This window comes from Dellaglioa sp. CoH-56-MRSF-10 (assembly GCF_056782175.1).
In genome coordinates, this window is sequence record NZ_JBXAYF010000002.1 from 204,180 (window position 1) to 230,426 (window position 26,247).

Genomic DNA, 26,247 nt, shown 5'->3' on the forward strand with positions numbered 1-26,247 from the left:
TCAATAGCAAAAAGAAGTCCGATTAGTTTAATCTGACTTCTAAGATTATTCTTCTGTTGATTCAGGTTGTTCTTGAATAAGTCCTTTAAACAAACCATAAATGAAATCTTCTGCATTAAAATCACGTAAGTCATCCATTTGCTCACCTAATCCAGCAAGTTTTACTGGTAAATGCATTTCATTACGAATGGCTAACACGATACCACCACGAGCAGTTCCATCTAGCTTAGTTAATACAATACCACTCACATCAGTTGTTTCTTTAAATTGTTTAGCTTGGATTAAAGCATTTTGACCCATTGTTGCATCCAAAACAAGTAAAACTTCATGAGGTGCATCTGGAATTTCTCGAGAAATGATTCGTTTAATTTTATCTAATTCATTCATCAAGTTAACTTTATTCTGCAAACGACCAGCTGTATCAACTAGTAAAATATCGTAATCTTCTTCTTTGGCACGTTTTACCGCGTCAAAAATAACAGAGGCTGGATCACTTTTTTCTGGTCCACGAACGATATCGACATCAACACGACGGCTCCATTCAGCAAGTTGTTCTATTGCACCCGCTCTAAATGTATCTCCAGCAGCTAAGAGTACTTTTTTGCCTTCTTCATGATAACGGTGTGCTAGTTTCCCAATAGTTGTTGTTTTACCAACGCCATTAACACCAACAAATAAAATAACAGTTGGACCTGATTCAGCTTGCGCAATAGAATTATCTTCGTCTTTACCCTCTGATTCATACAAATCTACCAATTTTTCAATAATTGCTGCAGAAACAGCATCTGGATTGCTTACATTTCTTAATTTAACTTCTTCTTGTAACTCACGGCTAATTTTCATAGCCGTTTCAAATCCAACATCAGCTTCAATTAAAGTTTCTTCTAACTCTTCAAAAAAATCTTCATCGACTGTTCTAAAATTAGCAAACAGTGAGTTTAAGCGTTGTCCAAAGGTTTTTCTTGATTTTTCAAGGCCTTTATCATATTTTTCTTGTTCAGATGATTCTGGTTCTTCACCTGTAAAAGCTTGCTTAATTCTACTAAATATTCCCATCTGTAGCGCCTCCTAATCTTTTATTAGTATATCAAACCGTTTTGTCTAATGATACCGAAACCATTTTAGAGATACCAGACTCTTGCATTGTAACACCATACAAAATATTAGCTTCAACCATTGTTCCATTTCGATGCGTTATCACAATAAATTGCGTTTCTTGATGAAATGATTTTAGATAACTAGCAAATCGAGCTACATTTGCATCGTCAAGCGCAGCTTCTGCTTCATCCAAGATACAAAAAGGAACTGGTTTTACTCTTAAAATAGCAAATAGTAGCGTAATTGCGGTCAAAGCTTGTTCTCCGCCAGAAAGTAAACTCAAACTTTGAACTTTTTTACCAGGCGGCTGCGCTAGAATATCAATTCCAGTTGTTAAAAGATTTTCTGGATCAGTTAATTCTAATCTAGCTTTACCACCACCAAACATAACAGGGAATATCTCCTCAAATTTCTTAGAGATATCAATAAAACTAGCTTTAAATCTTTTTTCAACTTCAGTATCCATATCCATCATAGTTTTCTTTAATTGTTCATCGGCTTCTAATAAATCATTTTGTTGGTCTAATAAGAATGAGTAACGTTCATTAACTCTTTCAAATTCATCAATCGAGGCCACATTAACCTCACCAATTTCTTTTAGCCCTTTTCTCAATAATTTTTGTTGCGCCAAAATTTGTTCAAGAGGTTGCTGACTTTCTAATTTTTCAGCCTCTTCAAAAGTCTGTTGAAAATCACTAGCTAGCTTAGCTAGAAACTCATCAAGCGACTCATTAAGTTGTTGTTGTTGATTTTCAGCTTTGATTTTATCTGCAATAATATTTCTCTGCAACTCAGATAAACGAGATAAATGGCTATTTTCTTCAGTTAAAGTTTGATTAATATTAGTTCTGTTCTTTTTAAAATCAGCTAACTTTAAATCGGCTTCTTCTGCTTGCCTTTGAAATTCTTGTAATTCTTTTTGGATATCTTTTTCTTTCACCTGACTATTTTCGGTATTTCTGAGTAAGTCTTGATGTTGTTGATTTATCAATGTAGCTTTATCAACTAATTCCTGAATATCGTTATTCAGCAGCATAACATTAGCGTGTTGCTGTTTTAATTGTTCTTGGAATACTAATAAACTTTCACGATGGTTTTGTTTCTTAACTTGTTGCTGCTGTTCAAATTGATTACTATTTTTTAATTGTAAGTCAATATCAGAAATATCATTATTTGCTACTTGTATTTGTCGTGCTAATTCAATAATTTTTTGTTCATTGTCTTTAAATTTTATTTGGTTATTAATTTTATCAGTTTGATTTTTTTCAAATTCATCATATTTTTCAGTCGTTTTAAGTTCTTGCTGTTCTAAAATTAACCGACTAGTTGTTAATTTAGATTGTGTTGTTTGATATTGACTTTTTAAATCAACAACAATCAATTCAAGCGACTCGATCATTTCTTTTTGCTTTTCAACAGTCACTCTAGCTTCATTGCCACGAACTTCACGAGCCTCTAATTCTTGTTGCATTTTTTGGATACTTTCATCTAATTGTAGAATAGTTTGCTTCTGATTTAACAATCCACTGGTATGTTGCTGTTTACCACCAGTTATTGCACCACCTGCATTTATTACTTCTCCAGTCCGTGTGACAACTTTAACTCGATGATTCAAATCACGACTAACTTTAATTGCCGTATCCATATCTTCAACGATAATTGTTGTCCCTAGCAAATACTGACTAATTTCAATAAATTGAGGTTCAACTTTAATTAACTCTGACGCAATACCGATGACTCCTTCATACTTTAAGACGAAACGTTGTGCATCACCGATAGAACGTCCCTTAATAGCTGAAATAGGCAAAAATGTTGCCCGACCAAATTTATTATCCGTTAAAAATTTAATTGCATTCTTTGCAACAGACTCTTCTTGCACAACTACCTGTTGTAATTGCGCACCCAATGCTGTCTCTATTGCTTGATTAATTTCCTTTGGGACCGTAATTAATTCTGCCACTGAACCATATAAACCAGGAAACTTATTTTTTTCTTTTAAAATTGCTTTAACGCCTTGATAATAGCCGTTATAACTATTTTGCGTCAAAAGTAGATTATCCTTTTTATTTTTCGCCTGTACTAAAACGTTTGATGCTTCAAACCATCTACGTTGCTGTGCCTCGTAAGAATCGTTATTTTTTTTCAAGGCAATCTTTAATTTAGCTAATTCTTTTTCTTCATTAATTAATTTATTATCAATCAAATTAAATTCAGTTTTTTTAGTTTTAAAATCGTTTTTTGCTTGTGTTAAATACTCTTGTTCAGTAGCTAATAAGTCATCATTAACCTTAGCCTGTGAATCAAAATTTAATGTTTTTTGTAAAAACTCATTCTCACTTTGTAATCGTGTACGTTGTTGAATAGTATCATTAACAACGCGCCTTAATTCTTTTGAACGATCTTGTCCAGAAATATCCGCTGTTTCTAACGTTTTATCAATCGCTTCAATAAACATGTTCTCATCAGTAATATTTTTCTGTAAAGCTAATGACCGCTTATCTAAATTAGCTAATGACTCTTGTTTCAAAATAATTTGTTCATTCACCGATTCTTGTTCTTTTTTTAATTCTGTTATTTTTTGCTTTTCAAAATCTTTTTTTTGAGTTGATATATTACTTTGACCCATCAACCGTTCTTTATTAATTGTTAAATCTAATAGTTTGTTTTGTGTATGATCAATCATTTTTTCAATATTCTCTAGTTCTGAGCGATAACCTGCAATTTCATGTTCTTTTACAGTGACCTTAGTCTTATAATCACTATCCATTTCAAGTAACTTATCTAACGAATGTGTGACATCCCTTTTTAGTTGCGATTGCCTTTTAATTTCTTTAACCAACCGACTAAGTTCTAACTCATCAAATTGCTTTTTTTGAGATAAATAATCCTTTGCCAAACTACTTTGCTCACGTAAAGGTTCAACTTGTCCTTTAAGTTCAAAAATAATATCAGAAACCCGGTTAAGATGACCTTTTGTTTCTTCTAATTGGCGAGTGGCAATATTTTTTTCTTGTTTATATTTTAAAACACCAGCAACTTCTTCAATAATCGAACGTCTGTCTTCGGGCTTACTATTAAAAATTTCAGCAACTCTACCCTGAGAAATGATTGAAAATGACTCTTTTCCAAGACCAGTATCCATGAATAGATTGGTTATATCTTTAAGACGACACTGCTTTTGATTAATTAAAAACTCGCTGACACCATCTCTAAATAATCGTCTTGTAACGGTTATTTTTTCAGGATTATCTTGAATATAAAAATCAGAATTATCAAAAATAATACTAACTTCAGCACGATTAACTGCTGATCTGTTCCCTGAACCAGCAAATATAACGTCAGGCATTTTATTTCCACGTAAATTTTTGGCTGATTGTTCACCAAGTACCCAGCGAATTGCTTCAATAATATTACTTTTACCGCTACCGTTAGGACCGACAATACCAGTCATCCCGTCTTTAAATTCAATTGTTGTTTTGTCTGCAAATGATTTAAAACCATTAATGACTAAAGACTCTAATTTCATCCGTCACTAACCCCCTGAACATTTTTACTTTCTGAGTAATCCTAATGCATTACTTGCTGCTTGTTGTTCTGCAACTTTTTTAGAATGTCCTGCCCCTTGTCCAATGATTTTGCCATCAGCACTGACAGACATAACATATTGTCTGTCATGCTCTGGACCAAGGTCATCAACAACATCATAGGTAATGACAACATCACCATCTTTTTGTAAAAACTCTTGTAGCGACGTTTTATAATCCATAACATGGTCAAACCAGCCTAAGTCTAATTTTGGAAAAATAACTTTCCTGATAAATGTTTCAACAGCTAATTTACCTTGATCTTGATAAAGCGCTCCTACAAAAGATTCAAAAATATCACATAATAACGCAGGTCTTTGACGTGCATTTGATTTTTCTTCACCTTTACCTAAACGAATAAATTCATCAAATCGGCATTCTTTAGCAAATGCGCTGAAACTCTCTTCACATACCATTGCAGCTCTTAGACGCGTTAATTTCCCTTGTGGCAGCATTGTATACCGCTGATATAAATATTCTGAAACTGTTAATTGTAAAACAGCGTCTCCTAAAAATTCAATTCGTTCATAAAATTTTAAATTTTCTTTGGGATGTTCATTTACATATGATGCCTGTGTGAATGCTTCATCTAATAAATCCGTATTCACAAATTTAATATTAAAATCTTCTGCTAACATTTCATTTAAACCTTTAATCATTATTATCCTCCGTTATTATCATTATTGCTCTTACAATTATACCTGTTTTAATCACTAAAAGGTACTCCATACAAAAAAAGCGCTGACAAATATCATTGTCTAACGCTTTTAATGAACGATTTAATATACGTGTTGAATTATTATTTTTGGTTAGCTTTAATAAAAGTGACAACGTCTCCGACAGTTGTTAAACTTTCTGCATCTTCATCAGAAATTTCTGCACCAAATGTATCTTCAAGTTCTAAAACGAACTCAACAACATCAATTGAATCTGCATCTAAATCCTTTTTAAAATCTAAGTCATTCGTAATTTTTTCTACTGGCAAATCAAAATGTTCGTCTATAATTTTAACAATTTTTCCAAAAATTTCTTCTTCTGTCATTCCAATAGCCTCCTTTTGAATCATGACGTAATTTTAACCATTTTTCAGAGAAATGTCTAGTTAATTTTATTTTCACTAGTTTCCTTTTCAAAATAGTTAACAATATTAGGTACTACATCTGTATTAACCATATCATTGATTTGGTTAATTGTGTAATAAACAACTTCAGCCTTACTTGATCCATGTGATTTTACAACTGGTGCTTTAATACCTAGTAAAACCGCACCGCCATACTTAGGTGAATCCATTTTATTCTTCAATTGTTTTAAACTTGGTTTCAGTAAAAGTGCACCAATTTTAGCACGCAAGCCACCACTCATAATGGCACTTCTGAGTAATGAAAACATTCCTAAAGCTGTCCCTTCAACGGATTTTAAAACAGCATTACCTGTAAATCCGTCAGAAACAACAATATCAGCTTTACCAGAAAGCAAATCATTAGATTCAATATTACCCACAAAATTTAATTCGGTATCGTTTTGTAATAATTGGTACGCTTCTTGCGTCACTTTGTTGCCTTTATGTGGTTCTGTCCCATTATTTAATAAACCAATTTTAGGATTACTAATATGGCGAACATTTTTAGCGTAATAGTTACCTAAGACAGCATATTGATGCAAGTGTTCAGGTTTACTATCCGCATTGGCTCCAGCATCTAATAAATTTACAGTATTATCACTAGAAATAACTGGCAATGTTGCTAATAAACCAGGTCGTGGAATACCCTTAATACGGCCAATTATAAACAAACCAGCAGCAAGTAGTGCCCCTGTATTACCGCATGAAAATACGGCATCATTCTCACCATCTTTAACAGATTGAGCTGCTAAGACCATTGATGCTTTTTTCTTTGAACGAATTGCCTTAACTGGTTCATCATTCCCATCAATTTCCTCATCCGTGTGAACAATTGTGATATTTTTATCATCTTTTAAGAATTCACGAATTCTTTTTTCATCTCCGTACAACGTAAATTGAATGGTGCTATCTTCGTCTCTAGCACGTTCAACGCCCTCGACGATTGATTGCGGTGCAAAATCGCCGCCCATTGCATCAACTGCTAACTTCATAATTATATTCTCCTAACTTATTTAATCGAATTTTAAATCTGTATTTTGATGGTTTTTTAAATAATCGTTTAGTGGTTTAAATTCAGGATTACTTTCAAAGTCATCTCTAAAAACTATTTCGTGCGCTTCTTGTTGGGCCACTTGTAATGCATTGATATCACCTATGGGATCACCGATTTTAAAATCAGGTATTCCAGATTGCTTACGGCCTAATACATCGCCAGCACCTCGCAACTCTAAATCTTTTTGCGAAATGACGAAACCGTCTGTTGTCTCTGTCATAATTTGCATGCGCTGTCTTCCAAAATCATTTTTAGGATCAGCAATTAAAATACAATAAGATGCTTTCTTACCACGGCCAACCCGACCTCGTAATTGATGTAATTGCGCTAACCCAAACCGTTCAGCATTATGAATCATCATCACAGTAGCATTAGGTACATCAACGCCGACTTCGATAACCGTTGTTGAAACCAATATTTGATATTTATTGGCCTTAAAATCGGCCATAATCTGATCCTTTTCATCATTCTTCATTTTGCCATGCAGTAATCCAACTTTATATTTTGGCTCAAATATTTCTTTCATATTTTCGTATAAAGCTAATGCATTTTTTAAATCTAGTGTTTCAGATTCATCAATTAGTGGTGTAATAATATAAGCTTGTGAGCCTTGAATCAACTGTTCTTTAATGAGATCGATTCCTTTACCTACTTGAGAACTCTTTAACCAAGATGTCGAAATAGGTTGGCGTCCTGCAGGTAGTTCATTAATCGTAGAAACATCCATTTCGCCATAAGCAGTGATTGCTAGCGTCCTAGGGATTGGCGTGGCCGTCATTGCTAAAACGTCCGGTTCAGCCCCCTTCTCTCTTAAAATGCGACGTTGATTCACACCAAATCGGTGTTGCTCATCAGTAATAACTAATCCAACGCGACTGAATGACACATCAGGTTGAATAATCGCATGTGTTCCAATAATTAAATTAACCTCACCTGATTCAAGATGTGCTAATAGTTCACGTCTAGCTTTAACTTTCATTGACCCAGTTAAAAGTGCAACATTAACTGGGAAATCTGCGAATAAGGTAGCCATGTTATTGGCATGTTGTTCAGCTAATATTTCTGTTGGCGCCATTAAAACGGCTTGATAGCCCGCCGTAATAGCCGCGTACATCACAATTGCTGCAACAATTGTTTTACCTGATCCAACATCACCTTGAAGTAATCGATTCATATGGATTGGTTGTTTCATGTCTGAACAAATTTCATTAACGACTCTTTTTTGAGCTGCCGTTAATTCAAATGGTAACGTCTGAATGAATTTTTTCAATTCATTATTTTGATAGTTAATTTTAATACCATCATTTTTAGTATCATTTCTTTTAATATACTGTAATTTCAATTGAAATAAAAAGAACTCTTCAAAAATAGCCGTCCGTTTGGCATCATGAAAATCTTTTTCATCCTGTGGAAAGTGAATATCATGTAACATCGTCTTACAATCAATTAAACGATACTTTTTAATCAGGTCATTTGGTAATATTGAATCAATTTGATTCGCATATTGCTCAAATGCTTGTGTAATTAACTGTCGAATTGCCGATTGATGAATATCTTTGGAAGAACGATATATCGCTGATAACCTATCATCATTTTGCTTCGTCAATAACTTCATCCCAGATAAACTTTTTCTTTTATCATCCCATTTACCATACACAGCTACTTCTTTACCAATCTCAAATTGTTTTTGCAAAAAAGGCTGATTAAAAAAACTAACGGTTATATTATCACTATCAATTAGTAATCTAACGTTTAACAGATTTCTTTTCTGACCAAACCGAATTAAAACTGGTTCAGAAGAGACAATTCCTTTTAGAGTTACTTTTTCTTGATCAGTAATTTCAGATAATTTTTTTGCTTTTAAATCGTCATAACGATACGGATAAAATGTTAATAAATCTATGATTGTATTAATTCCTAATTGATTAAGTGCAGTCAATTTTTTAGGCCCAACACCAGTTAAAACACTAACTGAATCATTCAATGATGACATTATGATACCTCACTTTCTACGGAATATAAAAAGCAGGAGAGAACATAGTCTCATCCCACCTTTACTTTTTACTATTTATTCAACTGAAATTAGGTATGGATAGACCGGTTGGTCTCCTTCGTGAATTTCGACTTCTAAATCTTCATCAATTTCATAAATGGCTTCTTCGATTTCTTTAGCTTCGTCCTCAGAACCGTCTTCACCCACAATAATTGTGATAATTTCGCTGTCTTCATCCAACATTTCTTTAGTCATTTCAATTGCAACTTTTTTACGATCATTATCGGTTACTTTGATGCTACCATCAATAATACCCATATAATTATCTTTTTTAATCTCAATACCTTCAATTGTTGTATCTCTAACTGCAATTGTTACTTGACCAGAAGTTACTGTATCCAAGTTTTCAATCATAGCATCTTTGTTTTCTTCTAATGTACTATCAATATTAAAACCAAGCATTGCTGTCATTCCTTGAGCGATTGTACGACTTGGTACAACAACTGTTGGAACTGTTGAAACTTCAACAGCTTGTTCAGCAGCTAAGAAAATATTTTTATTATTAGGTAAAATAATCACATTTTTAGCTTTAGTTGCTTCAATTGCCTTAACAATATCTTCCGTACTTGGATTCATTGTTTGACCACCACTTAAAATATAAGAAACGCCTAAACTTTTGAAAAGTGTCGCAACACCAGAACCAGATGAAATTGAAATAACTGCAATTTCGCTAGGTACTGCAGTTTCACTTGTTTCTTCAGTCTCTTCTTCATCATTTTCCAAAATTGTCTCATGTTGTTGACGCATATTATCAACCTTAACTTTGATTAATGAACCATAATGTTGACCATAAGTCATCACTTCACCAGGATTTTCTGTATGTACGTGAACTTTAACAACTTCATCATCGGCCACAACAAGAAGAGAATCACCAATTTCACTTAAATGATTTCTAAATTCATCATAATCAAATTTACGATCAACTAAACGACCAGCACCCAATTTAAGCATGATTTCTGTACAATAACCAAATTTAATATCTTCAGTACTTAATTTACTTTGAACACTCTGATGGTGACTGGCATTAACCATTTCATCCATTTCTTTTTCATTTGGTTTGTATTCTTCACTAATTGTTTCCTTACCAGTTAAGGCATCAAAGAAACCTTCATAAACAAATGTTAATCCTTGACCACCTGAATCAACAACACCAACCTCTTTTAAAACAGGTAATAAATCCGGTGTTGTTGCTAATGCTTTTTTAGCAGCTACATAAGTTGCTTCCATAACGACGATAACATCATCGCTCTCAGAGGCAGCTTTATTTGCAGCCTTAGCGGCTTCTCTTGCAACTGTTAAAATAGTTCCTTCAGTTGGTTTCATAACGGCTTTATACGCGACTTCTACGCCACCTGTCAAAGCATCTGACAAATCAGTAGCAGTTAAAACCTCTTTAGCTTGGATCCGTTTATAAAAGCCTCTAAAAATTTGTGATAAAATAACGCCTGAGTTGCCTCGAGCACCCATCAGTAAACCTTTAGCTAAAATCGAAGATAGTTCACCAACATGTTCAGAAGGTGAATCTTGAACATACTTTGCCCCACTTGCGAACGAAAGGTTCATATTTGTACCTGTATCACCATCTGGCACTGGAAATACATTCAATGAATTAATAAATTCGGCATTTTTAGCCAATCGTTGTGAGCTAATTTGGACCATTTTTCTAAATTCTTGGTCCGTAATTTTCGTAACAGTCACTTCTTTTTCCTCCTTGGTCACTACTAAAATAGCTAGTTACTAATCGCCTAGTACGCGAACGCCTTGTACTAACACGTTAACTGAATTAGCAGATACACCTAGCATTGTTTCTAAATTATACTTCACTTTTTCTTGAACATTACGACAAACTTCAGATATTTTTGTGCCATAGCCAACAATAATGTAGACATCAATAGCAACACCATTATCTTCCTGGCGAACAACAACACCTCTAGAATAATTATCTCTTCTTAAAATTTCATTCACATTGTCACGAATTTGGTTTTTACTTGCCATTCCGACAATCCCAAAAATTTCAGTTGCGGCACCGCCGACAACTGTCGCAATAACTTCATTATCAATATCAATCGTACCGAATTGCGTTTTGATCTTAACAGCCATAAGAATAGCCTCCTTATATTTTCACACAATCAATAAGAGTATTTTATCATAGGATATGGTAGAATAAAAGAAAAATAGCATCTAAGAAAATTCTATTCCCCTACCTTCGGGAATTTCAAGCTGTCAAGCAAATTTACTTGAAAGAAAAGTATTGCATTATATGGCTAAATATGATATTTTTGTTTAGGTAAGTAAGCATAGCTTTGCTTTTTAAGTGAATTGCAGAGGAGGATATGAATATGGCAAAAGATTTTATTACAGGACGTAAGACTACTTTCGGTAAGAAACGTTCTCATGCATTGAACCAAACAAACCGTAGCTGGAAACCTAATTTACAAAAAGTTCGCATCTTAGTTGATGGTAAACCTAAAAGAGTTTATGTATCTGCTCGCGCTTTAAAGTCAGGTAAAGTTACCCGTGTTTAATTCAATTTAAAAAGACTCAGCATTTATGCTAAGTCTTTTTTTTTGCTCTATTTTTCGTCATCACGACTTTGAATCACAATAATAATACCAGATTCAAAACTAAACTCACCTGTATCCCCCATAAATTCATTACTTGCTAATGAAATCGGGTTCACAAAATTAATTTGATTCAATGTATACTTCTCATCTATTAAACTCAATTTTTTAACTGGTGACAGTGGAATAAATGCAAGATATTTTTTATCATCTTCTTTTATTAACTGATACTTACCAGATTTAAAGAATCGAATTGAATTTTGTTTATCAACTAAACAAATTTTTTCAAACATTGTATTAAATGGCTCTCTAAAAATAAAAAACAAATTAGCCAATAAATGATCAATTCGACCACCTGTAGCGCCATAAATCGTCACTGAATCAAACTCAAATTCAGATATGGCTTCTCTCAAAGCAAATTCAGTATCTGTATCATCTTTTTCAGGATTAGCTATTTTAATTTTTTTACTATGATTAGATACTAAATTAAATTCACTTTCAGTCATTGAATCGAAATCACCAATCGATAGCTCAGGTGTAATACCTAGTTTTATTAATCGCAATGCACCTCTGTCAACACCAATCCACGGTCCACGAACGTTACCATCCACTAATTCCTTAGGCCACTGTTCCTTAGGTCCACCGACTAAGATATTGAGTTTCATTTGGTTGCTTCTCTTAACTTATTAATTTGTTCAGTTGGATTATCACTATTGTAGATGTATGAACCAGCTACTGCGACTGTTGCACCACTATCAAGACATTCCTTAATCGTTTGATCATTAACACCACCATCAACTTCAATATCAAAATCATAATTTTGAACTTGTTTGATACGGTCTAATTGGTCAATTTTACGTTTCATTTCTGGAATAAATGATTGTCCCCCAAATCCAGGGTTAACAGTCATCACTAATACTTGATCAACAAGTGGCAAAATTTGTTTAATTGTCTCTAGGGATGTTCCTGGGTTAATAACCACTTCAGCTTTCACACCTAATTTTTTAATATGTTGAATAACACCAAAAATATGGGGAGTTGATTCAACATGAACCCCAATAATATCAGCACCTGCCGCAGCAAATTCTTCAATATAAGATTCTGGATTTTCTACCATCAAATGACAATCCAAAACCATTTTTGTTAATGGTCTAATTGCTTCAACGACGTTTGCACCAAAAGTTAAATTAGGCACAAAATGGCCATCCATAATATCAATATGTAAATATTCTGCACCAGCTTGATCAACAACTTTAATATCCTTTTCCAAGTTTGCAAAATTAGCGCTTAAAATAGAAGGTGATAATTTCATTTTGGTCATCTCATTTCTTATAGTTTGGTTTTTGATCAACAATTAATTGATTAAATTGTAAATAATTTTTGTACCGACTCTGTAATAAATTACCTTGTTCAAGTGCTGCTTTAACTGCACATTTAGGCTCCTTAATATGCAAACAACCTCTAAATTTACAGCCAACAGATAGTTCATTTAATTCTGGAAATAACTTTGGTAACTCTTCTTTTGACATATCAAATAAATCAAAAGAAGAAAATCCAGGTGTATCAGCAATTAGCCCACCTGCAATAGGCATTAATGTTACCTTACGAGTAGTATGTTTACCACGATGTAAGGCTTTTGATATCTCAGCCGTCTGCAACTCCAACTCTGGCATAATTTTATTTAGTAATGTTGATTTTCCTGCACCAGTCTGACCCATTACGACTGCAATTTTACCCGGAAAGGTATCTTGTAATTCTTTAACCACAACATCTTCATTTTTACCAAATGGAAAAAATGTTGGATAGATTTGACTATAAGCTTCAATAATACTGCTTATTTCAACTACTTTCTCTTCAGGAATTAAATCGCCCTTTGAAAAGTATAAGACTGGCTTAACATGATGCGATTCTAGCATAATTAATTGTCTATCTAATAGATTGCTTGAAAATGCTGGTTCAACACATGACGTTACAACAATTGCTTCATCAATATTAGCTACTGGTGGTCGAATTAAGCTGTTTTCTCGATCATGAATATTAAGAATATAGCCTTCTTTTTTATTTTCAGCTTTGAAGTCAACCCAATCGCCAACTAGTGGTGCCTGGTTAGAATTTCTAAAATTACCTCGAGCCCTTGTTCGATAAGTTTCGCCTTCGACATCAACGTCGTAAAAGCCACTTAATGATTGTCTAATCTGACCTGTTACCAATAAATTAACCTCCTTTAACTGGACTCATGTAACCGTTTTATATGATTAATTAAAAAATAGATTAGAAGTTTACCCTCTAATCTAATTTTACCACATCTTTTATTTAATTTTTAGTTACATTATCATTTTCCGCAATTACTTCACCATCACGCAAAATTTTATATTTTCCTGCTTTTCCAGAATCTAAAACAAATGATAATTTAAAATCAGTATCTTTTGTAATTGTTTTCCGTTCATAAATATCATCAATGTTATGTGTTTTGTCTTCAATATAAATTTCAATAGCATTTTCATCTGCTTTTGATTCTGAAGAACTTGAACTAGAGCTGGAACTATCATCTGACGACGAGTCTTTGTCCTCATCCGTATCTTTTTCTTCATCAACTGAACTTGAACTTTCTGACACAATTGATTTGAATGGAACAGATATAGTCCTGGTAAATTCATCAGTTGTGACTTTTTTTCCTTTAGAAATAACAACTGATAATCGATCACCTTTAGAAAAAGAGCTTCCTTCTGCTGGTGATTGTTTAATAACTTGACCTTTGTCAACTGAATCTGAGTAGGCCTCGCTAATTGTCAGATTACCACCTAATTCGCTTGTATAATCCTGAACACTTTTTCTTGTATATCCTGTTAAATCTCTAAGTGTATACACTTTAGGACCTGAACTAACTGTCAATGTAATCACTGTATCACTCGGAACTACCTTATCACCCGCTGTGACATCTTGCGCCATAATTTCATTTTCAGTCACAGATTCTGACTCTTCCGTTTCTTTTTCAACTTTAAAGCCATCATTTTCTAACGTTGTTTTAACATCCTCATAATTACTACCAACGTAATTCTCGATTGTTATCTTAGCTTTTCCCTTTGATACCATTACATCAACCTGATTTTTTTCTCGAATTATTTCATTCTTCTTAGGTGTTGAATTAATGATATTACCACTATCAACGGTTTCACTATTTGTTCGAGTAATTTTACCAAGTTTCAAATTTTTGTCTGCTAAATTTGATTTTGCTTCACTAACTGTCATTCCGCTTAAATCAGGGACCTTAACTTCTTTTGGTGAACTCATTGCAAGAATCGCACCACCCAGAATAAGAGCGACAAAAGCAAAAATGATTGCGCCGATAGTCCATTTTTTACGACGACTCATTTTCTTTTTCGTATCTTTTTTTACATCTGGTTCCTGATTCGGACTAAGTGTTTCTACAGTCTGCTTATCAAATACCGGCAATACTTTAGTTTCACCACTGATAACCTCTTCAGGCTGCCACTTTGCCACATTTTTTTTAGCCAAAGATTCTCGCAAAGCAATTGACATTTCTCCAGCAGATTGGAACCTATCTCGCGGTACTTTACTTGTTGCTTGTAAAACAACATTTTCAAGAGACTGCGGAATATTAGGATCAAATTCCCGAACAGATGGCACATCACTTTGAAAATGTTTTAGGGCAATTGAAACAGCTGTTTCACCTTCAAAAGGAACTCGCCCAGTTAACATTTCATACAAAATAATACCAAGCGAATAGATATCAGATTGTTTTGTTGCCATGCTACCTCTAGCCTGTTCTGGCGAAAGATAATGAACAGAACCCAATAAAGTATTAGTTTGTGTTAACGAATGATCAGCCAATGCCACAGCAATACCAAAATCTGTAATTTTAGCATTACCATCTGCATCTATTAAAATATTTTGTGGTTTTAAATCACGATGAATAATACTGTGATCATGTGCTACTTCTACAGCTGATAAAATTTGAGTCATAATATCAATCACAACTTGATATGGAATTGGGAACCTTTTTGCTATATATGTTTTTAAATCATGTCCCGGCACATATTCCATGACCATAAATTGCAGTCCGTCTACTTCACCGACATCATAAACATTCACAATATTTGGATGAACCAATTCAGTTGTTGCCAATGCCTCACGTTTAAAACGTCTAACAGTATCTTGATCATCCCTTAAATCGACTCGCAATACTTTAACAGCTACTGGTCGATCCAAAATTAAATCAGTCGCAAGATAGACATTTGCCATGCCACCTTCGCCTAATGAATTTATTATTTTATAACGTTCATTAAAAATTGTATCAGGTTTCATTACACTATCCCCCGATCATTGCTAACCAGGAGTGCGGTAATGTTATCTAATCCGCCTGCCTTATTGGCCAATCTAATTAATTCCGAGCCTTTTTCTTCAACAGTTGTAGTATTTTTTAAGACCGTCTTGATTTCATCATCAGAGACCATATTAGTTAAGCCATCTGTGCATAATAATAATAAATCACCCGACTCAGAATCATTAACCGCAATATCAGCATCAGCATCTGACGAGATACCTAAACTTCTTGTAATCATATTCTTTTGCGGATAATTTTTAGCATCTTCTACGGTTAGTTCGCCACGCTTAATTAATTCATTCACTACTGAATGATCTTCAGTTAATTGATAAAGTTCTTTGTCACGTAATAAGTATCCTCGGCTATCACCAATATTGGCAACAATATATTTTTCTTCAAAGAATATGGCACATACCATTGTTGTGCCCATACCTGAAAGATCTTCATATTGATTAGACTTTTCAATAATTTGTTTATTTTCCATCTCTACTTCTTTGGTTATCCATTTAATTGCATCACTGGGCTGGCTAAAATTAGTTCCTTCAAATCGAAATCCCATGTGTGAAACGGCCATTTCTGAAGCAACATCTCCGCCCAAATGACCACCGATACCATCTGCAACCATCACAAAAGAAATACCACTTTTATTGTGAAAGACACCGACGTAATCTTCATTATTTTCTCTGACACTACCTACATCTGTTTGATAGGCAACTTTCATTCTTACACCTCGAGTCTAAAGTTGTTTTTCTAAACATGTAATGAAAAATCCATCTGAATGATAATCATCCGGATAAATAGTTAATTCTTTATCGTCTCTATTTTCTTTTAATGCCAAAGCAGTTGGCGTTTCAATCACTTTAAATTCAGGATGAGTTTCAACAAACTGGTTAACAACATCCTTATTTTCAATATCTAAAATAGTACATGTACTATAAGTTAAGCGACCACCTTTTTTCAAAGTTGGTGCCACTTTGTCTAAAATAGCTAATTGAATTTTTTGTAAATTATTTGAATCAGCTAATGTTTTTTCATATTTAATTTCTGGTTTACGACGTAATAATCCAATTCCAGAACAAGGTGCATCAACAAGAATTGAATCAAAATATTCATTATCAAATTCTTCTGAAATTAAACGTGCATCTAATACCATCTCCTCAACAACACTAGATAAACCTAAACGTTTAGCATTATCACCGATTAATTTAACTTTGTGTGCATGAATATCTAACCCTACAACTTCACCAAATAAAGTTTCATCTAGGAATGATGCAATATGGGTTGTTTTTCCACCTGGTGCGGCACATGCATCTAAAACTTTATCACCTGGTTGAATATTCATTGCGTCAGCAACTAACATTGCACTTTCATCTTGAATCGTAATTAACCCATCGTGATAAACGCCACTATCAGGAGCAAATCCATTAGTCACTAATAACCCAACTGGTGAAACTTGACTACGTTTCACCTCAAAGCCTTCATTTTCCATTTTTTCAATGACTTCTTCGACAGTTGCTTTAGCTGTATTTACTCTAACAGATTGATCAGGTGCTTCATTGATTGAAGCCAACAAATGTGTCGCTTTTTCTAAGCCTACTTGTTTAATTAATTCGTTTACCAACCAAACTGGTGTACTACTTTCAATACTCAAACGTTCAATATCATCTTTAATTTCAGAAACAGGACGGATACCTTCACGCTCAATTGCATGTAAAACACCAGTAACAAATTTACGCGTACCTGCATGGCCTTTTCGTTTTGCAATTTCAATTGATTCATTAAAAATTGCGCGAGTTGGAATTTTATCAAGATAATGCATCTGATAAATGGCACTCAATAGTAATTCTTGAACCCAATTATCCATTTTGCTAGGATTTTTAACAAATGGTGCCAACCAATATTCTAAAGTGAGACGTCTTTGGATAACACCGTAAACTAGTTGTGTTAATAAATGAGCATCCCGAACTTCCATATGATTATTCTTAATCACTTGGTTCAACGCAATATTTGAATACGTCCCTTGTTTAGCAACTCTTGTTAAAAGATCAACTGCTAAGAATCGGGGTGTCGTTTTTAAATCAGTTGTCATACATCAATCACCTGTTGTCCTTCTTTTATTCCTTGCCCACTACCGTTTAGGTAGTCGACAATGGTTTGTTTTGATTTACCATCTGGTTGAAGCGAATTAATAGCTAATACGGTCCCATCACCACAAGCAATTTCAAGTGATTTTTTAGCTACTTCAACTACTTTTCCAGCAGATAAAATAGTTTTTTTATCTAGTACAGTTATATCCCATATTTTAGTTCTCTTACCCTTTAAAATCGTATATGCACCAGGTACCGGTCTTAAGCTACGAATTTTCCAGTCTATTTCATTAGCCGTTTTTGAAAAATCAAGGGCTTCTTCTTCTGGTTTAATGGTAGGTGAAAAGGTTACTTTATCTTCATTTTGTGGTGTTGATTCACTTGTACCATCAATTAGTTTTGGTAATGTTTCAAGTAATAGTTCCTTACCTAATAAACTTAATTTTTCAAACATTGAACCAGTATCATCATTATTTTCAATTTTAATTGCACGACGGCTAATAATATTTCCAGCATCCATTTTTTTAACCATATAAATAATGGTAATACCTGTTTCTTGTTCACCATTCATAATAGCATATTGAATTGGTGCGCCACCACGATATTTAGGTAATAGTGAACCATGGACGTTTATTGCACCAATTTTAGCAGATTCTAATAATTTTGTTGGTAAAAATTGTCCAAATGCTGCAGTTACCAAAAAATCGGGTGCCATTGCAATTACTTTGGCCATTTCATCGCTGCCACTTAATTTTTCTGGTTGTAATACCTCAATACCATGTTTTACTGCAACTTGTTTTACTGGTGATTGCGTTAAAATACGTTTTCGCCCAACCATTCGATCTGGTTGTGTCATAACAGCTTTCACGTCATAGCCGTTTTCAATTAAACTTTCTAAAATTGGAGCTGAAAATTCTGGTGTTCCCATAAATACAATTGACGTCATAATATCTCCTTAATTTAAATAAAGTTTACTGGTTCAGAATCAATCGTTAATTTTAAACCTTTTCGAACTTCGGCTTGAGATTTAGTCATTAACTCTCTTAGTCGTTCTTTTAATTGACCTTCTGATTTATACTTAATAACCACTTGATAATAAAAACGATTATTAACACGCATAATTGATTTTGGTGTTGGTCCAAGAATAATCGCATTCTTTGATAACACTGGTTTTAAAAATTGAACTGCTTCTAACATTTTTTTCGCTGCTCCAGCCTCATCCGTATAACTAGCAGTGAGCTGAATTGTATAATAATATGGTGGATAATTTTCCATATGTCGAACTGACATTTCTTTTTTATAAAATGATTCATAGTCATGATGCTTCGCATATTGAATCGCGTAGTGATCTGGATTAAAAGTTTGGATAATAACATGTCCTTCTTTTTCAGCTCGACCAGCTCGACCGCTCACTTGGGTTAATAATTGGAACGTTCTTTCACTTGATCTAAAATCAGGCAAACTAAGTGCTGTATCTGCATTAAGAACGCCAACTAACGTCACATCAGGAAAGTCTAACCCTTTCGCAATCATTTGTGTACCCAATAAAATATCAGCTTCTTTTGCGCCAAATTTAGCTAGGATTTTTTCGTGTGCGCCTTTTTTACGTGTCGTATCAACGTCCATTCGTAAAATTTTAGCCTCTGGATATAACGTTTTAAGTTCTTCTTCAACTTTTTGCGTACCTGTACCATAATATCTAATTTTTCGACTATGACAGTTAGGACAAGTTTTAGGAATACCTTCTTCATGTCCACAATAATGACATTTCATTGTATGAGTATCCATATGCAATGTTAAAGAAGTATCACAGTTAGGACAAGGTAGCACGAATCCACAATCTCGGCACATTACGAAAGATGAAAACCCACGACGATTTAACATTAAAACAGTCTGTTCATTTTTCTCAAGGCGCTTAGTAATTTCATGTCTAAGTGGCTCAGAAAAATTACTCTCACCAGTCTTTTTCATTTCTTCTCTCATATCAATTAGCGTAACTTCTGGCATGGGATGACCATTTATACGTTGAGGTAATTGTAACCACTCATACACGCCTTTTTGAGCTCTAGCACGAGATTCGAGGGATGGTGTTGCACTACCCAATATGACAGGACACTGATGTCTTTTACTTCTCCAAAGAACAACATCCCTTGCATGATACCTTGGTGTTTCATCTTGTTTATAGCTCGATTCATGCTCTTCATCAACAATAATAACGCCAATATTATCTAATGGTGCAAAAACGGCTGAACGTGCACCGACAACTACTTGCGCTTCTTTACGCTCAATCCGGCGCCATTCATCATAACGCTCACCGTCAGACAAACCGCTATGCAGGACCGCAACTAGATTACCAAATCGTGATTTAACTCGCTTAACCATTTGGGGTGTCAAAGCTATTTCTGGTACAAGCATCAAAGCTGTTTTTCTAAGTTCTAGCGCTTTTGCGATTGTCTGCAAATAAACTTCTGTTTTCCCACTCCCCGTCACACCTTGAAGTAAAAATGTTGTATTAGTTCCACTTTTAATAGCCTCATCGACAGCTAGCACCGCAACCTCTTGATCTGAGGTTAATTCTTGCATATTGGTTGGCTCAATAATTGTGTCTTTATATGGGTCCCGATATACCTCAGTCTCAACTTTTTCAAGCCAACCATTTTTTGCTCCAGCTGTAATTGTTGCAGGTGTCACGCCTATTTCCTCAACAACTTGTTTCTGAGGAATCAAGCTATCTTCAGTGAGTGATTGTAGATAGTCAATCAATAAGTGCTGTTGTTTAGCATTTTTACGTAAACCACTTCGAATATTTTCATATGCTTCGAATCCAAGTTTTGGTTGGATTGATATTTGCATTTTAACTTTAGCTTTATTGCCAACTTCATAAATCATCTCAGCCTTTTCAGCCTTGGTAAGTTGTAATAATTCTTTAATTATTTGAGCATCCATATGTTCTGGATCAAATTCAATAGAATCTTGACCTTGAAATAATTTATCTTGTAAATCTTCATCAATTTCGTCAATTAAACGAACTCGCTTTTTATAGGTTGCACGCATGACACTCGGTAAAACCATTTGTAAGGCAGTTATACGGAAGGAAAAGGTTTCATTAGCTATCCACTCAGATAAGTCTAATAATTCAGTATTCACAACAGGTCTTAAATCAACGACTGATTGAATATCTTTTACATGACCATCGAACTCATTCTTATCAAAAAGATCAATTACAAATCCTTGAACCAATCGTTTACCATTCCCAAATGGTACAATAACCCGCATGCCAATCTCAATCTGATTTGTTAATACTGCTGGGATTGAATACGTATATGGCTGGTCCGTTTGCATCGTAGGAACATCAACGATAATTTTTGCATATTGTGACATACTGAAACCTCCTTTCATTTAATTAACTGCTTATTTTACTACATCGCTTATAATAGTAGCTAATAATTCCTTAGCAATTTGCTTTTTACTTGTTTGCTTTATGAAATCATTTTTTCTGTTTGGTCTAAGCAGTGTTACCTCATTATCATTGCTATTAAATCCAATGGCAGAATTTGAGACATCATTTAAAACCAATAAATCTAAATTTTTCTTTTCTAATTTTTCTTGTGCATTTTCTAGTCCGTTTTGGGTTTCCGCAGCAAATCCGACTAAATACTGATTTTGCTTAATTTGGCCCAAATGTTTTAAAATATCTGGATTTTTTTCTAATATTAACGTTAAAGTAGATTCAGCTTTTTTTATTTTCTGATCTGCAACATTTTGTACACGATAATCTGAAACAGCTGCTGCCATTATCAAAATATTTTGGTCATCAAATCGCTTATTGATAGCTTCAGATAACTCTAACGCAGTTGTAACTCTAATTGTTGTCACGCCAATTGGGTCTGGCAACTGGCTTATTCCGCTAATTAAGGTGACATTAGCACCTAACTTTTGCGCTTCAATCGCAATTGCGAAACCCATTTTACCAGAAGAATCATTAGCGATAAAACGAACTGGATCGATTCGTTCTCGTGTACCACCAGCTGTCACTAAGACATTTTTACCTTCTAATGGTTTGTCACTATCCTCAAAGGAAGTTTGAATAACTGACATTATCACATTTAATTCGGGAAAACGTCCCTTACCTGAATAACCTTCTGCTAAAAAGCCTATTTCTGGTTCAATAATCTGAATGTTATTTCGTCCTAAAAATTTAAGATTACGTTGTGTAGCAGAATTCATTAGCATATGTTCATTCATTGCGGGCACAACAATTTTTTGTGCCTCAGTTGCTAATAAAGTGGTTGAAACAAAATCATCTGCGATACCATTGGCCATTTTTGCGATAATGTTTGCTGTCGCTGGTGCAATAACCATTAATTCTGCCCAGTCTGCAAATTCAATATGTGCAACATGCTCAGACTCTTTTCCTGAAAATAAATCAGTTAACACCCTATTTTTACTCAACGTTTCAAAACTCAAGGGTGTTACAAATTCAGTTGCAGCTTTGGTCATCGCAACTCGAACGCTAGCACCTTGTTTAATTAGTGCTCGGACTAATCCCAAACTTTTATACGCTGCAATACCACCTGTTACAACAAGACCGATTTTTTTATTTTCAAGTGTCATTTCATGTCGCCCCCATACCGAATTTATTCTATTCTCTATTGTATCAATTTTCTAAGAAATAAAATAGGAGTTAGGACAATTAGCTTGTCTTAACTCCTTTTCATTTAATCAGATTAACGAATATCTTCTTTTTCAACTGGATCAATAATTAAATCACCAGTAACAACTTCTTCCAAAGCACGTCCAACATTCTTTTTTGATTTGTAATTAGAAAGCATTGGTAGAGCGCCAGCATCTAATTCATGGGCACGTTTACTTGCTAACATAATTAATGAGTATCTTGAATCTACTTGTTTCAATAAGTCATCTACTGAAGGATATAAAATCATTTAAATACATCTCCTAATTGTTTTCTATAGTCAGGTAAAAATCGTTTTACACGCCAACGTTCAGCTTTAATAATCGTTTGAATTTTTTCAACAGCATCATTTATTTCATCATTAACAACCGCGTAATCGTAATTCTGCATCATATCAATCTCACCAATGGCTTTTGTCATTCGTTTATCAATAGTTGCAGAATCATCCGTTCCACGTCCTGTAATTCTTTGTCTTAATTCCATCAAATCAGGTGGCGTTAAGAAAATAAATAAACCATCAGAAATTTTTTCTCGAACTTGCATAGCACCTTGTACTTCAATTTCAAGAAAGACATCTTGACCAGCGTCAAGCATCTTATTTACATATTTTAACGGTGTTCCATAGTAATTGTCAACATACTTGGCGTATTCTAACATACCGCCCGTTGAAATTTCATTCTCAAATTCTTCTTTTGATACAAAATGATAGTCAACACCATCAACTTCGCCTTCTCGCATTTTACGAGTGGTCATTGAAATTGAATAAAGAAACTTATTGTCAGCTTGGTCAAAAATTGCTTTTCTTACGGTTCCTTTACCGACCCCTGATGGACCAGATAGTACGATCAACATTCCACGATTAGCCATTAAATTTGTAAACTCCTCTAAGATAAGTATTAATAAATAGTATGCACTTTTTACGGCTATTATTCAAGCTTTTTATGCGCTGTTGTCATCTTTTAAATATATTATAAATTAACACTTGCTTTACCGAACGTTTGTTCGTATAATGAAAATACAAACAAACGTTCGGGGAGGAACTTTATTATGCAAAATAAACAACAAACAACAATTCAAACTATTGGCTCAACACTACAATATTCATATCATAAAATTTTTGATTTAGATGACTTTATTTTAAGACCACAAATGCCTCAATTTCAATTAGCACTCTTTACAGAAAAAGTTTTAAAAATGAAAAAAACAATTATTTTACAATTAAATCCAACTGGATTTCAAAAAGAATTCCAAGAACTTCGTGGTACCTTACACCGACGTTCTGGTTCTAATCAATTAATATTTAAAACGCAATATACGAATATCACTTACCTTCTTACTGATAATCAACTCCGTTATATCGCTTTAATCGATTCAATATAAAAATGGTCACTTTCTATAACAACTAGAAAATGACCATTTTTTTATTTACGTTTAATTGTTGTTGGATCAAATTTTCTTTGAATAAGTGCCAAAATTGCATCAGCAATAACGGCCATTAGAGCTGTTGGCAATGCACCAGCTAAAATAATAGCTGCTCCATCAGTTGCATTTGTTCCTCGGATAATAATATCTCCAAGTCCACCTGCACCAATAAATGAACCAATTGCTGTAATACCAATTGCAACAACTAATGCATTTCTAATTCCGGCCATGATAACTGATAATGATAACGGTAACTCAATCATATAAAGGATTTGAAGTCTCGTCATTCCCATCCCTTTACCAGAATCAAGAACGCCAGGATCAACATTAATCATCCCTGAATACGTATTTTTTAAAATAGGTAATAGTGAGTAAAGTGCAACAGTTACAATAACTGTATTAACACCTAAACCTAGTCCCAACATAATAATAGATAACATTGCTAATGATGGTACAGTTTGAATAACATTAGCAGCACCTATTGCTACATCGCTCAATCTATGATGTTTTGAGATAAAAATTCCGATTGGAATCCCAATAATTGCAGCAATTATCACACCATATATTGAAATTAAAAAATGTCTTGTAAATTCTTGTAAAACATATAACCCATTATTACTAAAATAAGACATCAATTGATCAAAAGTATTCATATTAATCACCCGCCTTTTCGAAGTAATGATGTTCTTCTAAGAATTGTTTTGCAACTACTGCTGGTTCGTAAAAATCATTATCAACTTTGTAATTTAATGATTGCATTGTTGATAAATTAATTTTGTTTTTAAGTCGATCAATAAGCGGTGTTAATTCAGGATGTTCCTTCAAGATAGAATCATTTGCAACAAGGCTTGCTGAATATGGTGGGAAGAAGTGACGATCATCCTTCAAAATTTTCAGATCATAACTCTTAATTCGGCCATCAGTTGAATATCCAAGAACAACATCCATTTTACCCTTTGCCAAAGCGCTATAGACTAATCCAATCTGCATAGGATAAATGTTACCAAATTTAATATTATATTCTTTTTGGAAACCATCGTAACCATCACCTACACGGCTAATCCAGTTGGCATCAACACCGACTGTTAATTTAGATTCAATTTTTCTTAAATCAGATACTGTGTTTAAATTGTACTTTTTAGCTGTCTCTTTTGTAACCATAAATGCATAAGTATCAGCAAAACCTAAACTATCAAACCATTTCATTTGGAATCTATTTTCGAATCCATCTTTAACTATTTTATTAGCTTTAACGGTATCTTTTTCTACTGGTTTATTTAATACCGCACTTAAGTCAGTTCCTGTATATCTAGCAGATGATATATCTGCATCACCGTTTTTGAGTGCATTAAAACTTAATGTACCAGAACCTAAATTATTTATCAGTTCTACTTGATTATCTGATTCATGTTCAATCAATTGTTGTAGCATTGATCCAATAATTTGAGATTCCGTCGTTGATTGTGCGACAATTTTAATTGTCGATTCAGAGCCACCTGTTAAACCAGGAAACCCACAACTTGATAGACTCACACCGGCAAACAGAAGGCTTAAGCTAACAAGTATTTTTTTCATCGTAATTTTCATGTTAAAGCCTCCTTAATTTCTTGTTGTTTTTGGTGCTACCTTTTTTTCAACCTGTCCAAGTATAAAATCAACTAGTAAGGCTAATAAGATAACTGGAATTGTACCGCCTAAAATTAATTTTGGTTGATACAAATTTAATCCATTAAAAATCATATCCCCTAAGCCACCAGCACCAATATATGAAGCTAATGTTGCCCAAGCAATTACATAAGTTGCAGCTAAACGAATTCCAGACATAATAACCTGAGATGCCATAACTAATTCAACTTGCAGAATCGACTGCAAATTAGTCATACCCATCCCTTTAGCAGCGTCTTTTAACACTGGATCCACTTCTTTAATACCAATATACGTATTTCTTAATATTGGTAACAACGAATAGATAAATAATGCTACAACAGCTGGTAACTTACCAATCCCAAATAAAGGAATCATCATGGCTAGTAAAGCTAAAGCAGGAATTGTTTGCAACATACTAGCAATTGCAATTACAATATTGGCTGTCTTAGGTAATCTTGTTAGTAAAATTCCTAAAGGAACAGCTATTGCTACTCCAAAAAATAATGCCATTCCTGAAATTTCAATATGTTCCCATAATTTTGAGACAATCATTGCCCCATATTCTTGTAAAAATGAAGTCATT

General features: G+C 34.0%; 24 protein-coding genes. 2 read left to right on the top strand and 22 right to left on the bottom strand.

What is annotated here, in order from left to right:
• Window positions 1-45: 45 nt before the first annotated feature.
• The 8 genes from ftsY to AC1RP4_RS02825 form a co-directional block, all read right to left on the bottom strand.
• On the bottom strand, window positions 46-1,056 hold the full coding sequence (gene ftsY, locus AC1RP4_RS02790) for a signal recognition particle-docking protein FtsY (protein ID WP_481761266.1): 1,011 nt from the start codon (window positions 1,054-1,056) through the stop codon (window positions 46-48).
• Between the two features lie 31 nt (window positions 1,057-1,087).
• Window positions 1,088-4,624 carry a chromosome segregation protein SMC gene (gene smc, locus AC1RP4_RS02795; RefSeq protein WP_481761265.1) on the bottom strand — a complete coding sequence of 1,179 codons (3,537 nt, stop codon included), beginning with the start codon at window positions 4,622-4,624 and terminating at the stop codon, window positions 1,088-1,090.
• A 24-nt stretch (window positions 4,625-4,648) separates the two neighbouring features.
• Window positions 4,649-5,341, bottom strand: a complete 693-nt coding sequence (gene rnc, locus AC1RP4_RS02800; RefSeq protein ID WP_481761264.1) for a ribonuclease III — start codon at window positions 5,339-5,341, stop codon at window positions 4,649-4,651.
• Window positions 5,342-5,481: 140 nt separating this feature from the next.
• Window positions 5,482-5,724: an acyl carrier protein gene (gene acpP / locus AC1RP4_RS02805; RefSeq protein WP_409022605.1), complete on the bottom strand. Its 243-nt coding sequence runs from the start codon at window positions 5,722-5,724 to the stop codon at window positions 5,482-5,484.
• Between the two features lie 56 nt (window positions 5,725-5,780).
• Window positions 5,781-6,794: a phosphate acyltransferase PlsX gene (gene plsX, locus AC1RP4_RS02810; RefSeq protein WP_481761263.1), complete on the bottom strand. Its 1,014-nt coding sequence runs from the start codon at window positions 6,792-6,794 to the stop codon at window positions 5,781-5,783.
• A 21-nt stretch (window positions 6,795-6,815) separates the two neighbouring features.
• A complete protein-coding gene (gene recG / locus AC1RP4_RS02815; RefSeq protein ID WP_481761404.1) occupies window positions 6,816-8,852 on the bottom strand; it encodes an ATP-dependent DNA helicase RecG in 2,037 nt (678 codons plus the stop codon).
• Window positions 8,853-8,924: 72 nt separating this feature from the next.
• Window positions 8,925-10,607, bottom strand: a complete 1,683-nt coding sequence (locus tag AC1RP4_RS02820) for a DAK2 domain-containing protein (protein ID WP_481761262.1) — start codon at window positions 10,605-10,607, stop codon at window positions 8,925-8,927.
• A 39-nt stretch (window positions 10,608-10,646) separates the two neighbouring features.
• Complete coding sequence (locus AC1RP4_RS02825; protein ID WP_057973455.1) at window positions 10,647-11,009, bottom strand: Asp23/Gls24 family envelope stress response protein; 363 nt, start codon at window positions 11,007-11,009, stop codon at window positions 10,647-10,649.
• A 239-nt stretch (window positions 11,010-11,248) separates the two neighbouring features.
• Between AC1RP4_RS02825 and rpmB the strand changes: the two genes are divergently transcribed.
• Window positions 11,249-11,434, top strand: a complete 186-nt coding sequence (gene rpmB, locus AC1RP4_RS02830; protein WP_057973454.1) for a 50S ribosomal protein L28 — start codon at window positions 11,249-11,251, stop codon at window positions 11,432-11,434.
• 47 nt (window positions 11,435-11,481) lie between these two features.
• Here the strand turns inward: rpmB and AC1RP4_RS02835 are convergent, their stop codons facing one another.
• The 11 genes from AC1RP4_RS02835 to gmk all read right to left on the bottom strand — a co-directional run bounded on the left by AC1RP4_RS02835 (window position 11,482) and on the right by gmk (window position 23,462).
• On the bottom strand, window positions 11,482-12,135 hold the full coding sequence (locus AC1RP4_RS02835; protein ID WP_481761261.1) for a thiamine diphosphokinase: 654 nt from the start codon (window positions 12,133-12,135) through the stop codon (window positions 11,482-11,484).
• Complete coding sequence (gene rpe, locus AC1RP4_RS02840) at window positions 12,132-12,782, bottom strand: ribulose-phosphate 3-epimerase (protein WP_409022609.1); 651 nt, start codon at window positions 12,780-12,782, stop codon at window positions 12,132-12,134. The genes AC1RP4_RS02835 and rpe overlap by 4 nt, the downstream gene beginning before the upstream one ends.
• 10 nt (window positions 12,783-12,792) lie before the next feature.
• Window positions 12,793-13,680, bottom strand: coding sequence for a ribosome small subunit-dependent GTPase A (gene rsgA, locus AC1RP4_RS02845; protein ID WP_481761260.1), 888 nt, complete (start codon window positions 13,678-13,680; stop codon window positions 12,793-12,795).
• A gap of 103 nt (window positions 13,681-13,783) precedes the next feature.
• Entirely contained in the window at window positions 13,784-15,796 is a 2,013-nt protein-coding gene (pknB, locus tag AC1RP4_RS02850; RefSeq protein WP_481761259.1) for a Stk1 family PASTA domain-containing Ser/Thr kinase, read from the bottom strand.
• Window positions 15,796-16,536 carry a Stp1/IreP family PP2C-type Ser/Thr phosphatase gene (locus AC1RP4_RS02855; protein ID WP_481761258.1) on the bottom strand — a complete coding sequence of 247 codons (741 nt, stop codon included), beginning with the start codon at window positions 16,534-16,536 and terminating at the stop codon, window positions 15,796-15,798. The genes pknB and AC1RP4_RS02855 overlap by 1 nt, the downstream gene beginning before the upstream one ends.
• A 15-nt stretch (window positions 16,537-16,551) precedes the next feature.
• Window positions 16,552-17,904 (bottom strand): 16S rRNA (cytosine(967)-C(5))-methyltransferase RsmB, encoded by a 1,353-nt coding sequence (rsmB, locus tag AC1RP4_RS02860; RefSeq protein WP_481761257.1) that lies wholly within the window; start codon window positions 17,902-17,904, stop codon window positions 16,552-16,554.
• Window positions 17,901-18,848, bottom strand: a complete 948-nt coding sequence (gene fmt / locus AC1RP4_RS02865; protein ID WP_481761256.1) for a methionyl-tRNA formyltransferase — start codon at window positions 18,846-18,848, stop codon at window positions 17,901-17,903. The genes rsmB and fmt overlap by 4 nt, the downstream gene beginning before the upstream one ends.
• A gap of 14 nt (window positions 18,849-18,862) precedes the next feature.
• Window positions 18,863-21,283 (bottom strand): primosomal protein N', encoded by a 2,421-nt coding sequence (priA, locus tag AC1RP4_RS02870; protein ID WP_481761255.1) that lies wholly within the window; start codon window positions 21,281-21,283, stop codon window positions 18,863-18,865.
• A 30-nt stretch (window positions 21,284-21,313) separates the two neighbouring features.
• Window positions 21,314-22,516, bottom strand: coding sequence for a bifunctional phosphopantothenoylcysteine decarboxylase/phosphopantothenate--cysteine ligase CoaBC (gene coaBC / locus AC1RP4_RS02875; protein ID WP_481761254.1), 1,203 nt, complete (start codon window positions 22,514-22,516; stop codon window positions 21,314-21,316).
• Window positions 22,517-22,629: 113 nt separating this feature from the next.
• Entirely contained in the window at window positions 22,630-22,845 is a 216-nt protein-coding gene (gene rpoZ, locus AC1RP4_RS02880) for a DNA-directed RNA polymerase subunit omega (RefSeq protein WP_409022617.1), read from the bottom strand.
• Complete coding sequence (gene gmk, locus AC1RP4_RS02885) at window positions 22,842-23,462, bottom strand: guanylate kinase (RefSeq protein ID WP_481761253.1); 621 nt, start codon at window positions 23,460-23,462, stop codon at window positions 22,842-22,844. Before gmk ends, rpoZ begins: the two co-directional genes overlap by 4 nt.
• Window positions 23,463-23,642: 180 nt before the next feature.
• Between gmk and AC1RP4_RS02890 the strand changes: the two genes are divergently transcribed.
• On the top strand, window positions 23,643-23,975 hold the full coding sequence (locus AC1RP4_RS02890; RefSeq protein WP_409022619.1) for a hypothetical protein: 333 nt from the start codon (window positions 23,643-23,645) through the stop codon (window positions 23,973-23,975).
• Window positions 23,976-24,016: 41 nt separating this feature from the next.
• Here AC1RP4_RS02890 and AC1RP4_RS02895 read toward each other — a convergent pair whose 3' ends face one another.
• Genes AC1RP4_RS02895 through AC1RP4_RS02905 form a run of 3 tightly spaced genes read right to left on the bottom strand, consistent with a single transcriptional unit; the run spans window position 24,017 to window position 26,246 of the window.
• Window positions 24,017-24,670, bottom strand: coding sequence for an ABC transporter permease (locus AC1RP4_RS02895; RefSeq protein WP_481761252.1), 654 nt, complete (start codon window positions 24,668-24,670; stop codon window positions 24,017-24,019).
• 1 nt (window position 24,671) lies between these two features.
• A complete protein-coding gene (locus tag AC1RP4_RS02900) occupies window positions 24,672-25,592 on the bottom strand; it encodes an osmoprotectant ABC transporter substrate-binding protein (RefSeq protein WP_481761403.1) in 921 nt (306 codons plus the stop codon).
• A gap of 24 nt (window positions 25,593-25,616) precedes the next feature.
• Window positions 25,617-26,246 (bottom strand): ABC transporter permease, encoded by a 630-nt coding sequence (locus tag AC1RP4_RS02905; protein WP_481761251.1) that lies wholly within the window; start codon window positions 26,244-26,246, stop codon window positions 25,617-25,619.
• Window position 26,247 lies beyond the last annotated feature (1 nt).